The organism is Gammaproteobacteria bacterium (assembly GCA_016705365.1).
Taxonomy (GTDB): domain Bacteria; phylum Pseudomonadota; class Gammaproteobacteria; order Pseudomonadales; family UBA5518; genus UBA5518.
Window position 1 is genome coordinate 2247130 of record JADIYI010000008.1, and the last position, 12723, is coordinate 2259852.

General features: G+C 62.1%; 10 protein-coding genes. 4 read left to right on the forward strand and 6 right to left on the reverse strand.

Annotated features, from left to right (window positions below; all coding sequences use genetic code 11):
• Positions 1–14: 14 nt before the first annotated feature.
• The 3 genes from IPF49_17880 to IPF49_17890 are packed head-to-tail and all read right to left on the reverse strand — an operon-like array spanning position 15 to position 2160.
• A complete protein-coding gene (locus IPF49_17880) occupies positions 15–314 on the reverse strand; it encodes an AtpZ/AtpI family protein (protein ID MBK6289468.1) in 300 nt (99 codons plus the stop codon).
• Positions 311–721 (reverse strand): ATPase, encoded by a 411-nt coding sequence (locus tag IPF49_17885; GenBank protein MBK6289469.1) that lies wholly within the window; start codon positions 719–721, stop codon positions 311–313. Before IPF49_17885 ends, IPF49_17880 begins: the two co-directional genes overlap by 4 nt.
• Positions 718–2160, reverse strand: a complete 1443-nt coding sequence (locus tag IPF49_17890) for a F0F1 ATP synthase subunit beta (protein ID MBK6289470.1) — start codon at positions 2158–2160, stop codon at positions 718–720. The genes IPF49_17885 and IPF49_17890 overlap by 4 nt, the downstream gene beginning before the upstream one ends.
• A 113-nt stretch (positions 2161–2273) precedes the next feature.
• Here IPF49_17890 and IPF49_17895 point away from each other — a divergent pair, with 113 nt between their 5' ends.
• From IPF49_17895 to IPF49_17910, 4 genes are all read left to right on the forward strand, one after another.
• The gene (locus IPF49_17895; protein MBK6289471.1) at positions 2274–2459 is read left to right on the forward strand and encodes a hypothetical protein; all 186 of its coding nucleotides are present in this window, start codon (positions 2274–2276) and stop codon (positions 2457–2459) included.
• A 66-nt stretch (positions 2460–2525) separates the two neighbouring features.
• A complete protein-coding gene (locus IPF49_17900) occupies positions 2526–4955 on the forward strand; it encodes a phosphoketolase family protein (GenBank protein ID MBK6289472.1) in 2430 nt (809 codons plus the stop codon).
• Between the two features lie 300 nt (positions 4956–5255).
• Positions 5256–6164, forward strand: coding sequence for an alpha/beta fold hydrolase (locus tag IPF49_17905; protein ID MBK6289473.1), 909 nt, complete (start codon positions 5256–5258; stop codon positions 6162–6164).
• Between the two features lie 176 nt (positions 6165–6340).
• On the forward strand, positions 6341–8035 hold the full coding sequence (locus IPF49_17910) for an acyl--CoA ligase (GenBank protein MBK6289474.1): 1695 nt from the start codon (positions 6341–6343) through the stop codon (positions 8033–8035).
• Between the two features lie 11 nt (positions 8036–8046).
• Here the strand turns inward: IPF49_17910 and IPF49_17915 are convergent, their stop codons facing one another.
• The 3 genes from IPF49_17915 to IPF49_17925 form a co-directional block, all read right to left on the reverse strand.
• Positions 8047–9330, reverse strand: a complete 1284-nt coding sequence (locus tag IPF49_17915) for a GGDEF domain-containing protein (GenBank protein MBK6289475.1) — start codon at positions 9328–9330, stop codon at positions 8047–8049.
• A 78-nt stretch (positions 9331–9408) separates the two neighbouring features.
• Complete coding sequence (paaF, locus tag IPF49_17920) at positions 9409–10902, reverse strand: phenylacetate--CoA ligase (protein ID MBK6289476.1); 1494 nt, start codon at positions 10900–10902, stop codon at positions 9409–9411.
• A gap of 246 nt (positions 10903–11148) precedes the next feature.
• Positions 11149–12651, reverse strand: coding sequence for a DUF1254 domain-containing protein (locus IPF49_17925; GenBank protein MBK6289477.1), 1503 nt, complete (start codon positions 12649–12651; stop codon positions 11149–11151).
• Positions 12652–12723 lie beyond the last annotated feature (72 nt).

The following is a 12723-nucleotide window of genomic DNA, read 5'->3' on the forward strand; positions in this document are numbered from 1 at the left end:
CCCTTGTTTTGCACTTATTTACTCCGCGGCTTATTCGAGCTTTCCTTGTCGACCCAGTTCCAGGCGATCATGCCACCGATCGCTGCGCCACCCAGAATCAAGACAATGGGCCAGGAAAAGTTCTGCGGCGCCACCCGGTTCAGCCACAATCCCAGAAACGCGCCGCCCACTGTTGGCACCGCGATGGCCCAGCCGATCATCCCGAAAGCACCCAATCCCCGCAAGGGACTGAAGCCCGGCTCATTCCGGGCACGCTGCATGCGCTCGGCACGGCGGCGGATGGCGTCAGCCGAGTGATCGTTTTTCGGGTTCATGCCAGTGGCTTCCGCAAGTCACCGAAACGGCGCACGATGCCCGCCTCAAGGCGTGACAGCGCAGATCGGGCTACCCGTTCTTCCTCGTCAATTTCAATAAAGATGGCCCGTATTGTGTCATGCAGGGAATCCAGATTCTCGCCCTGAACACCGCGACGGATTGCAATATCCACCTGATGGCCTTGCTTGACGAGCACACCCTCATCGATGCCGAAAAACTGCTCCCTACCGTCTGTACTGCTCAGGACCAGCACCGACGGTACCAGTGCCGTGACAAAATCGATATGGTTGGGCAGCATGCCAAAAGCGCCATTCGCAGCGACGGCGAACAACCGTTGTGCGGTGCCTTCGAACAGGGTGCGCGTAGGCAGACGCAGCGTTATCTGCATGCTGTCCGCGAGACTCATGAGCTTGGCTCCAGATCTTTCAGAGAGCCGATCATGTAATAGTCGGTTTCGTTATCTTCAAACTGGGTCTGGCTCAGAATCGTTTCGCAGCCATCCAGGGTGTCGGCAATCGCCACCCGCTTGCCGTCGCTGCCGGTAAAGGAGCCGGTGGTAAAAAACGGTTGGGTAAGAAAACGCTCGAGCCGGCGCGCCCGCGCTACCGTGGCACGGTCGGCCGCGGAGAGCTCTTCCATGCCCAGCATCGCGATAATATCCCGCAGATCTTCGTATTCAGCCAGGGTGCGCCGCACCGCCCGGGCAATATCGTAATGGCGCTGGCCGACCACGGCGGGTGTGAGCATGACCGAGCTTGAAGCCAGTGGATCGACGGCCGGGTAGAGCCCCTCACTGGCCCGCTTGCGCGACAGCACCACAGACGCCGAAAGGTGGGAGAAAATATGGGCCGCGGCCGGGTCGGTAAAATCATCGGCGGGCACGTAAACGGCCTGAATCGAGGTAATCGCGCCTTTGCGGGTAGAGGTAATGCGCTCCTGAAGCGAGGCCAGTTCCGTCGCCAGCGTGGGCTGATAGCCCACCCGCGACGGCATGCGTCCCATCAGGCCGGAGACCTCCGAGCCGGCCTGCACGAAGCGGAAAATATTGTCGATCAGCAGCAGCACGTCCTGCTGCAGGTCATCACGGAAATACTCCGCCATGGTAAGCGCTGTCCTGCCCACCAGAAAACGCACACCGGGCGCTTCGTTCATCTGACCGAACAGCATCACGGTCTTGTCCCGCACGCCGGCGTCGCCCATCTCGCGATAGAGCTCTTCCGCTTCGCGGGAGCGCTCGCCGATACCACAGAACAGGCTAACCCCCTGATAATGCTGCACCGTGTTGTTGATCAATTCGGTGATCAGCACCGTTTTGCCCACTCCGGCTCCGCCAAACAGACCAGTTTTGCCGCCACGCTCTATGGGCGACAACAGGTCGATGGCTTTGATACCGGTTTCCAGGATGTCGCTGTGAACCACGCGATCTTCAAGCCTCGGTGGCGCCTGGTGAATGGAGCGCCGGATAGTAGTGGCAGGGGCGGGCTTGCCGTCAATCGGGTGACCAAACACATTCAGCATGCGCCCCAGTACCGCATTACCCACCGGAACCTGAATGGGCGCGCCGGTTGTCTGTACCGGCATGCCGAGTCCGAGCCCACGCACCGGGGCCAGGGCCATGCAGCGAACGGCGCCGTTGTCGAGCAGAGATGCGACTTCCAGGGCCAGGTCGCCGGCATGGACCAGATCCTGGATACGCGGAGATGGTCTCGGGAACAGAACGTCCACCACACCGCCGCGAATGCCGATGATTCGTCCGACGCACGCTGCATCGCTGCCTGGCGCAAGACCCGCATTGTTTGTGGTCGGGTTGCTTGCTTGCAGACCGGCAACGACCTGATCCGACATGTGTCTTGCCTTCCGAGTCATGTGCCAGCACTGTTGAACCGATCATATCAGTGTCTGCGTGATCGGTGCTAACCCAGCCATTTTCCAATGGAACATGGGCCTGAAGCACGGACGTGATTCCAAGGGAAGAATCGCTGCCCGATGCCCTGCAATACCTCGAGCCCGGCATCAGCTTCAACTTCCAGCATCTGCATGACATCGCCATGCAACACAGCGACAATGACGCCGCGCGCCTCCTGAACAAGGCGCGCGCCGAGTTGTTTCGCGTAATCAACAGCGCCCGGGAACCCGCCGCCTGATCGCGCGCTCAATCCGGCTCCTTCAGGCTCATCTCTGGATTGGATAGGACTATCAAGGAGAGCATCATGAGCAGTACCCCCCGTATACAGAACACCGGCTTCGTTTTGAGTGAAGACGATCTGGGGCGTATTCATGCCTACTGGCGGGCGTGCAACTATCTGGCGGCCGGCATGATCTACCTGCAGGACAATCCTCTGCTGCGCCGGCCACTCGAGGTCGATCACATAAAACAGCGACTGCTCGGCCACTGGGGCGCCAGCCCGGGTCTGAGCTTCACCTACGTACACATGAACCGGCTTATCAACAAGTATGAGCTGAATGCAATCTTTCTTGCCGGTCCGGGGCATGGCGCACCGGGGGTGCTGGCGCCGGTTTATCTCGAGGGCTCCTATTCCGAAATTTATCCGGGCAAGGGCGAGAACGAGGAGGGGATGCAGTCGTTCTTCAAGGAGTTTTCATTTCCCGGCGGCATCGGCAGCCATTGCACGCCGGAAACACCGGGTTCGATCAATGAGGGCGGAGAGCTGGGTTACAGTCTGTCGCACGCCTTTGGCGCTGCATTCGATAACCCCGACCTGCTGGTGAGTGTCGTGGTCGGTGACGGCGAGGCCGAGACAGGGCCGCTGGCCGCAGCCTGGCACTCAAACAAGTTTCTCAATCCCAAGCGTGATGGCGCCGTGTTGCCGGTCCTGCATCTGAACGGCTACAAAATCAACAATCCTGCCGTGCTGGCGCGAATTTCCCATGACGAGTTGCACAAGCTGTTCGAAGGCTATGGCTGGACGCCGTACTTTGTCGAGGGCGATGATCCGCTCGTCATGCACCAGTTGATGGCGAGCACCCTTGAACGCTGCGTGCTGGAGATCCGGCGTGTCCAGGAAGAGGCACGCCGCAGTGGCACGGCGACCCGGCCGCGCTGGCCCATGATCGTGCTGCGCAGCCCGAAAGGCTGGACCGGCCCCAGGGAAGTCGACGGTCGCAAGGTGGAGGGCTTCTGGCGGGCACACCAGGTGCCACTGAGCGGTGTACGCGGCAACCCGGAGCACCTCAAGCAGCTCGAAGCCTGGCTGCGCAGTTATAAACCCGAAGAATTGTTTGACGACGACGGCAGATTGATCGAGGCCTTACGCGCACTTGCGCCGCAGGGTAATCGCAGGATGGGCGCAAACCCGCACGCCAATGGCGGGCTGCTGCGCAAGGCGCTGCGACTGCCGGATTTCCGCAATTACCGTGTCAAGCTGGATGAGCCCGGACAGCTGGAGGTCGAGAACACGCGGCCGCTGGGGGAATTTCTGCGCGATATCATGCAGCGGAATATGCACAACTTCCGCGTTTTCGGTCCGGACGAGACGACGTCGAACAAACTGAATGCAGTGTATGAGGTCAGCCGGAAGATGTGGTTGGCCGACTACCTGCCGGAGGATGCCGACGGTGGGGAACTGGCGGTGGACGGCCGGGTGATGGAACTGCTGTCGGAGCATACCCTGGAAGGCTGGCTGGAGGGCTATCTGCTCACCGGGCGGCATGGTTTCTTCTCGACCTACGAAGCATTTGTCCACATTATCGATTCAATGTTCAACCAGCATGCCAAATGGCTCGATATCGCCGACGATATCCCGTGGCGTGCTCCGGTCGCGTCCCTCAATCTGTTGATCACGTCGACGGTCTGGCGGCAGGATCACAACGGGTTCACACACCAGGATCCGGGCTTCCTCGATCTGGTCGTCAACAAGAGCCCGTCCGTGACGCGCATCTACTTGCCGCCGGACGTCAACACGCTGTTGTCGGTTGCCAACCACTGTCTGCGCAGCACCAACGATGTGAACGTCATCGTCTGCGACAAACAGATGCACCTGCAGTATCTGGATATGGACTCCGCCATCCAGCACTGCACCAGCGGCGTGGGGATCTGGAGCTGGGCGAGCAACGATCAGGGCGGCGAACCCGATGTGGTCATGGTCGGTTGCGGCGATATCGCAACGCAGGAGGCACTGGCTGCAGTGGCATTGCTGCGAGAATATTTTCCGGCGTTGAAAATTCGATTCATCAACGTGGTTGATCTGTACACCATGACTTCGGACTCGGAGCATCCTCACGGTCTTTCCTACCGTGACTTCGACAGTCTGTTTACCCGGGACCGGCCCATCATCTTCAACTTTCACGGCTATCCATGGCTGATTCACCGGCTTGCCTACCGGCGTGCGAATCACGAGAACCTGCATGTACGTGGTTACAAGGAGAAGGGCAGTATAAACACGCCGCTGGATCTGGCGATCCAGAACGAGGCCGATCGTTTCAGCTTGGCGATCGATGTCATCAACCGGGTTCCGGGGTTGCTGGTTGCCGGCGCCCACGTCAAACAGCGGCTGCGTAATTTGCAGAGCGAATGTGTCAACTACGCGCACGAGTACGGTGTGGACAAACCCGAGATTCGCGACTGGCGCTGGCCAGTATTCCTGTCGGAGGGTACCGGACCGGACCAAACCACCGGCTGAAGCCGCGCCGATGGCAGTACCGGGAACAGCAGTGCCGGTGGATCCGCTCAGCTTGACACGCGGGCCGTTTGGAACGACTGATGGTGATCAACAGCGAAACCGCGAGCGGCGCGAACGCAAGGGCGCTCGCGCATCGGCTCGAGGTATGCCGTAACGGCCCCGGGCGCAAGCACGCATGAGGCTGCGGACGCTACCCGCCTGAGTCCATCCGCAAGCATCGACGTGACGCGAGGCGTCAACGGCGGTGATAATTGCCTGCGGTCCGATGATCGGCATCGGTACCAGAGATGAGGGGTGAACATGCGAAGCGATATTTCCTTTCCCGGTCATGGTGGTGTCACGCTGCGCGGCTGGCTCTACACGCCGGCAGGGTCGAGCAACGGCCCCGCGCTGATCATGGCGCACGGATTCTCGGCGACGATCGACATGGGGCTCGATGCCTTCGCGCGGGTCTTCTGTGACGCCGGAATCACGGTGCTGGCCTACGATCAGCGCAATTTCGGCGTGAGCGACGGTGAACCACGCCAGGAAATCAATATCTGGGCGCAGGCGCGTGATTACTTTCGTGCGATCGACTGGCTGTCGGCGCGCCCCGAGGTCGATGCGCAGCGGGTAGGAATCTGGGGATCGAGCTTCAGCGGTGGCGAGGTGATGGTGGTCGCGGCGTGTGACAGGCGCGTCGCCGCGGTCATCGCGAATGTTCCGTTCGCGAGCCTGCCGGACACGGAAGACCGTCTTGCCACTCCGGGTGTATTCGAAACGATTCGCGCGGCGTTGCTCGATGAAAGCGGCGGTGGTCCGGCCGATGCCGGCGGCGATCCGATCGGGCCGCTGGCCGTGGTGGCGCAGGAAGGGCTCGATCTGCCGGTGTTCCTGTCGTTCCCGGAAGCGACGCAATGGTTTCTCGAGCACGGTGCACGCGCCAGCAGGACCTGGCAGAATCGCGTGACGCTGCGCAATCTCCCGAGCGGCCCGCCACCGTTCGACCCGGGTGTTTGTGCGAGTCATATCGCGCCGGTGCCGTTGCTGATGGTGGTGGCGAGCGAGGACCAGTTGGCACCGACCGATGGCGCGCTGCTGAGCTTCGAACGCGCCGGCGAACCCAAGCGCCTGGAACTGATCGAGGGCGATCATTTCGTCCCCTACGATGGGTTGGGTTTTGTCCGGTCTTCGACCGCGATGCGCGATTTCCTGGTCGAATACCTGTGAGGCGTGATGGCGGCGGCGTGCCGCGTGAAGCCGTGGCAGACGGCTTTGTTCGGCGCGGACACCAGCGCCGCCCGCTCCCGTGCCGGAGCATGCCCGGTTATCTGGAGGAAGCGCCGCGATGGCTGCAAACGGTCGGGCCTTGCCCGCGCGCTCGAATGAGAATGGAGGTTTGAGCAATGACTATCACGACGCAGGATGTGCACCGCAAGGCTGCCGAGCTGACCGCGGAGGGCGCGCCGTTCGCGCTGCGCGAATTCAGCGTCGATGGGGATCGCTTCAGGGGATTCGCCAATGCACCCGCGAACCTTGTGCAGTTGCTGCAGGCGGGGCGGGCGCACGGTGAGGCGACGTTCCTGGTTTACGCCGGACGACGCCTGAGCTACCGCGAGTTCTTCGCGCAGGCCGACGCGCTCGCCTGCGAGCTAGGCAGCCGTTACGGGATCGGGCGTGGCGATCGCATTGCGATCGCCATGCGCAATTCGCCCGAGTGGATGATCGCCTTTGTTGCCGGCGCATTGTGCGGCGCGATCCTGGTGCCGCTCAACAGCTGGGGAAAGAGCCAGGAACTCCTGCACGGGCTGCACGACAGCGGCGCGCGCGTGCTGGTCTGCGACAGTGCGCGCCATGCGCTGCTCGATGGCGCCGCGCCCTGCGATCTGATCCTGGCCAGCGGCCCCGCCGAGGTTGCGCTGGCGGGTGTCACGACTCTCTCCTCACTGGTGGAGCAAGGCGCAGCAAGCGTCTTCGAGGCGGCCGCCGTGGACCCCCAGGATATCGCGATGATCCTCTATACCTCCGGCAGCACCGGCTTTCCCAAGGGCACGGCGCATCGCCACGTCGGTGCAGCCCAGGCGCTGATGAACATGTTCTATCTCGGTTTCCTCACGGTGTCGGTCGAGGGGCCACGCGAATTGCGCGCCGGGGCCGAGCGCGAGGCCGCGCTGCTCACGGTGCCGCTGTTCCATGCCACCGGCCTGGTGGCGGGCCTGCTGATGCCGCTGCAACTCGGGCACAAGGTGGTGATGATGCCGCGCTGGGATGCCGTCGAGGCCCTGCGCCTGATCCAGGACGAGAAAGTCACCGGGCTGACCAGCGTGCCGACCATCGTGCAATCCCTGCTGGCGCATCCGCGGTTCGGGGAATTCGATACCCGTTCGCTGTTTCGGGTATCGCTGGCCGGCGCTGCGACACCCACCGGGCTGCCCGAACTCATCGAAACGCGGATCCAGGGCCCCAGTCGCTCCACCGGCTGGGGCATGACGGAAACGCTCTCGGTTGGCGCGACCATGAGCGGCGGCATCTACGATCTCGATCCCGGTTCGGCGGGGTTGTGCTCGCCGCTGGTCGAGATGCGCTTCGTGGATTCCGCAGGGCAGGTGTTGCCCGAAGGCGAGACCGGTGAATTGCAGGTGCGTGGAATCACGGTCTGTGCCGGCTACTGGAACCATCCGCAAGCCAGCGCCGCGATTCGCGACGGCGAATGGATGCGCACCGGTGACCTCGCGCGCATCGATGAAGCGGGCTTCCTGCACATCGTCGGTCGCATCAAGGAGATCGTGATTCGCGGCGGGGAGAACATCTATCCGGGCGAGATCGAGCAGGCTGCCTACGAACTCGAGGAGGTGCGGGAGGTCGTGGTGTTCGGCGTTCCCGACACCCACATGGGCGAGGAACTGGCAATGGTGGCATACGTGCCGGCCGGGACCGCGCTGACACCTGAACGGCTGCGGGGCTATCTCGAGGACCGCCTGGCGCATTACAAGGTTCCGCGCCATATCGAGCTGGTAGCGGAGCCGCTGCCGCAGAATGCCAGCGGCAAGCTGTTCAAGCGCCAGTTGCGCGATGAGTTCATTGCCGCGATGTCGCGCTGAAGGATCGCGATCTAGCCCGCCTCGTTGTGGTCAACGATCACCCGGTCGCGTCCGGTGCGCTTGGCTTCGTAGAGCGCCTTGTCGGCGCGCAACAGCAGGCTGTTTTCCGCATCGGGATCGTCGTCGAGTTCGGCGATTCCGCCGCTGATGGTGGTGACGTGGGCGACGCCATCGAGCGGCAGCGGTTCACGGATCGCGTTGTTCAGACGCCCGAACACCCGGGTGCCGACCTCGCTGTCGACTCCCGGCATCAGCAACGCGAATTCCTCCCCGCCGATACGGCAACAGGTATCGCTGCTGCGCAGGACCGCCGTCAGGCGCTTGCCGATACTGCGCAGAACCTCGTCGCCGCCCCCGTGACCGAAGGTGTCGTTGATTCGCTTGAAATTGTCGATATCGAAGGTCAGCAGCGTCAGCTGCTGGCGGTTGCGTCGCGCGAGTGCGACCTGGGTTGCGAGGCTGCGGTTGAAATAGGCGCGGTTGTACAAGCCGGTGAGCGTGTCGGTGATGCTTTCCTGTTCGAGGCGCACCATGGCGGCGCGCAGGCGCGCGTGCAACAGCATCGTGAGCAGGGCGATCGCGATGGCGATGAGCAGGCTGGCAAAGGCGGCAACCAGGATCAGGATCTTGAACCGGCGCTGCTCGGCCAGAAAGGTGCCAACCTCGAGATCGGCGCCGAGCATCGCCACCACCCGGCCCTGGCTGTCGTGTATCGGTGCTTCGGCGGTACGCAGCATCAGCGTTCCATAGCCGTAGGCGCGTGCGTTCAGATGCGCCGCGCCGCTCATGATGTGCGGCAGCATCCCGGGTTCCGCTTCCAGGGAGTAGTCGGTCACCGGGTCCATGATCGAGGAAATCAGCGCGGGATCGCGGGTATAGCGCGAACGCGGCGACTGGGCGGTGTCCAGCACGTAGCGCAGTTTGCCGTCGACCACGCGCATGGTGTACAGCCAGTAGATGTCATCGACCTGGTTGTGGAAATTCACCAGCGGGTCGATCAGGCGGAGATATTCTTTCGATCCGGTTTGTTCCGCGGCAACCAGGCGCTCGTGAGCATCGCCATCAACGATGGCCGCGGCGGCAACCGTGAGTCGTTTCAGGCGGTCTTCGGCGATCTCGGTATGCTGCAGAATGCCGAAGTGATAGATCATCCCGAGCAGCAGCCACATCAGGGAAAGGAACAGCAAGCCGAGCGACACTCCGCCGACCAGTGGCGGAGTCCTGCGGATCCAGCCCTCGGTCAGATCGTTTGTGCCCGACAGCTTGCCGTGCTGCAGCAATGCGCCTCCTGTCATCCCTGCCTTCATTCGGAATTGCATAGTAGACCGTCGTGCGGTGGCCCGCACGTTTTGTGAAGGGTGCAGGGTTGCGACTCAAGACTTGCGATGGTCGATGACGCGTTTTGCCTTGCCCTCCGAGCGGGGAATGGTGCCGGTCTTGTGCACCGCGATCTGCGCCGAGATGCCGATGTAGGATTTGATCTTGTGGCGCAGCAGCGCGGCGGCTGCCTCGCGCTGGCTGGGATCCACCTCGGGCTTGAGCTCGGCGTTGATCGCGATCTCGTCGAGGTGCCCCTCCTTGCGTACCTCGATGTAGTAGTGCGGTGCCAGGGCATCGATCGACAGCAACTGTTCCTCGATCTGCGAGGGGAACACGTTCACGCCCCGGATGATCAGCATGTCGTCACAGCGTCCGGTGATCTTGCCCATGCGCCGCATGGTGCGTGCGGTGCCCGGCAGCAGACGGGAGAGGTCACGCGTGCGGTAGCGGACCATCGGCATCGCCTCCTTGCTCAGCGTGGTGAACACCAGTTCGCCCTCGACTCCGTCGGGCAGCACCGCGCCAGTCTCGGGATCGATTATCTCGGGGTAGAAATGGTCCTCCCACACGGTCGGCCCGTCCTTGGTTTCGATGCACTCCTGCGCCACGCCCGGTCCCATCACTTCCGACAGGCCGTAGATGTCGACCGCGTCGATTCCCAGGCGTGATTGCAGTTCCTGGCGCATTGCCTCGGTCCAGGGCTCGGCGCCGAACATCCCGACCCGCAATGCGAGCCGGCGGGTGTCCACCTTCTGGCGATCCATCTCGTCGGCGATATTGAGCATGTACGAAGGCGTCGCCATGATGATGTCGGGGTTGAAATCGCAGATCAGCTGCACCTGCTTCTCGGTCTGGCCGCCGGACATCGGTATGACCGTGCAGCCCAGCCGCTCGGCACCGTAATGCGCGCCGAGCCCGCCGGTAAACAGGCCGTAACCATAGGAGATATGGACTTTGTCGCCGGCGTGCCCTCCGGCAGCCTTGATCGAGCGCGCCGCCACTTCCGCCCAGGTATCGATATCGCGTGCACTGTATCCGACCACGGTCGGTTTGCCGGTGGTGCCACTGGAGGCGTGAATGCGCACCACCTGCTCCATGGGCACCGCGAATATCCCGAACGGATAGTTGTCGCGAAGATCGGATTTGGTGGTGAACGGGAAGCGCGCCAGGTCGGCAAGACACTTCAGATCCTCCGGATGCACGCCATGGGCCTCGAATTTTGCACGGTAGACCGGGGAGTTCCGGTACGCGTGCGCCAGTGACGCGCGCATGCGCTGCAACTGGAGTGCCCGCAATTCGTCGACGCTGGCGGTTTCGATGGAATGAAGGGCGCCAGGCCGGGCCTTGTTTTTCACCTTGTTGCTCCCCGGTGTATGGATGATCACGACAACTGTTAAATGTAACTCAAGTTTGGCTACCCGCGCCGGTTCCGCGCCAATCTGTTGAGTGGCGCGGAACCGAGCGCATGGCGATGAATCGGTCGCACAACGGAATTCCGGCAGATTCGATACGCTTCCACAGCGCGACCAATCCGGCGCCAAGCGCATGAGCGCTGCACCATGGCGCAACTGCTTGCATCGGAAACGCTTTGTCGACGACCAGAGTGAGCAATTGCGCGAGCACCCAGGCGGTGGACCGGATCTGCATCCACAACTCCCGCGGGCCAAAGTGCGCGTGATATCGGCACGTTTGGCTCCCGTCGCTTGCTGGATCGTCGCGCGGGTCGTGTGGGAAGGATGCGCGGGCCGCTCCGGTAACCAGGCGGCCCGCGTGTCTTGAGTTGATCCGGTGGCTTACTTCGCCACGACAACAGCCGGTGGCTTCCAGGTGCCCTTGCCAACCGGAAGGATCGACACCGCCTCGGTGGCCGGCTTCGGCCAGTACAGGCGCATGACCATGTAGGCCGTTTCGTTCGGCGCCGGCAGCCAGTTCGGTTCCTTGTCCTTGCCCGGCGAATCCTTCTGGACGTAGATGGTCACCGATCCGTCCGCATTCTTCTTCATGTCGGACACCATCGCCGTATTGACCAGGTAGCGGTTGATCGGGTTCTCGACCATCAATTGGGACTTGCCGTAGTACATCGTCACCGACCAGAACGCGTTCACCGGTGGCATCTGGCCAGCGGCGAAGGTGAGCGTGTAATTGTGCTTGCTGGTATCGATGGTTTTACCGTTGACATCCAGACGGCCCAGTGGATAAACGGCCTCGGCGGCATCGTTGCCGTAGATACCCGCCTTGGCGGTGGCGGCACGCATGACCCAGTCGCCGTGGTAGTGGTCTCGATCACCCGGCAACGAGCCGAGCTGCCAGCCATTGGCGTCGGTCATGCCGGAGGCCAGATAGGTGTCGACCTTCTCGTCACCGGCTTTCATCGCCTCGACCATCGCTTGCTGGAGCTCGGGAGACAGGCTCTTGAAGTCGAATTTCTTGCCGGGAGCGATACCGATCGTGGCCAACTTTGTGCGGATGCCCTTGTCCTCATCCGCTTCGGGAATGTATTCAAGCGCAGCGCCGAGATAGGTCCAGAAATTCGCCTTGATTCCAGCCGTGGTGGCCGGCAGGAAATCGGGATCCGCCGCAGCAGCAGGTGCCGCTTGGCCCAAAAATGCCGACAGTGGTTCAGCCTTGTACTGGGCCTGGATCTTCTCCACGTTGGGCATGTCCGCGGGATCGATCAACTGGGTACGGAATGCCGCGAGGCTGAACGGGGTGAGTGAGTGGAAGACCTTGTCGATACCCGCTGGCCTTTCACCCGTCCAGCCGGGCCCGACGATCATGTAACTGCCGGCTTTGTTACCGGTGGCACGACTGCCAATGTAGCCGTAGTTGTAGGTGTGGCCGTCGGCCAGCATCACCGAGTAGTAACGATCCTTGGGCACTGCCGGCACCGAGATCACCATGGGCTCGGCACGCAGATCCAGCCACAGGAAGGAATAGGGTGTATCACTGTTGGCGGTAACAACTGCGGTGTCCTTGTAGGTGAACACCCGCGCTAGGTTTTTGATCTGGTTGAACGGCGCCTTGAACTGGCTTGAGCTCGGGTCGACTGCGTATTCGTTCATGATCGCGTAGTTCATGACCAGCGGCAGGCCGTAGATGAAGCCTTCCTCGGCGATGGCCTTCAACTCGTCGATGCTCAGTATGGATGCTGGCGCCGTGGCTTTTGTCGCTGTCGTGTCGGCCGGCACCGTCGTCGTGGGAGCCGCGTCGGCCGGCTTGTTGCCGGCGGACAAGAGGGCGACTGCCAGAAGACTGGCTGCGGCCAACCTGAGGGGGATGTGGGGAAGCTTGCTCATGATGATTCCTCTTGATTCATGTTTTGGTTGACGCTGGCCCGAATAGATCCTAATCCGGGACAGCCACTGAAT

Excerpts from the sequence above, each read along its gene's own strand:
- IPF49_17880 (MBK6289468.1), bottom strand. The coding sequence starts at position 314 with ATGAACCCGAAAAACGATCACTCGGCTGACGCCATCCGCCGCCGTGCC.
- IPF49_17905 (MBK6289473.1), top strand. The coding sequence starts at position 5,256 with ATGCGAAGCGATATTTCCTTTCCCGGTCATGGTGGTGTCACGCTGCGC.
- IPF49_17925 (MBK6289477.1), bottom strand. The coding sequence starts at position 12,651 with ATGAGCAAGCTTCCCCACATCCCCCTCAGGTTGGCCGCAGCCAGTCTT.
- IPF49_17885 (MBK6289469.1), bottom strand. The coding sequence starts at position 721 with ATGAGTCTCGCGGACAGCATGCAGATAACGCTGCGTCTGCCTACGCGC.
- paaF (MBK6289476.1), bottom strand. The coding sequence starts at position 10,902 with ATGCGCTTGGCGCCGGATTGGTCGCGCTGTGGAAGCGTATCGAATCTG.
- IPF49_17910 (MBK6289474.1), top strand. The coding sequence starts at position 6,341 with ATGACTATCACGACGCAGGATGTGCACCGCAAGGCTGCCGAGCTGACC.
- IPF49_17900 (MBK6289472.1), top strand. The coding sequence starts at position 2,526 with ATGAGCAGTACCCCCCGTATACAGAACACCGGCTTCGTTTTGAGTGAA.
- IPF49_17890 (MBK6289470.1), bottom strand. The coding sequence starts at position 2,160 with ATGTCGGATCAGGTCGTTGCCGGTCTGCAAGCAAGCAACCCGACCACA.
- IPF49_17915 (MBK6289475.1), bottom strand. The coding sequence starts at position 9,330 with ATGACAGGAGGCGCATTGCTGCAGCACGGCAAGCTGTCGGGCACAAAC.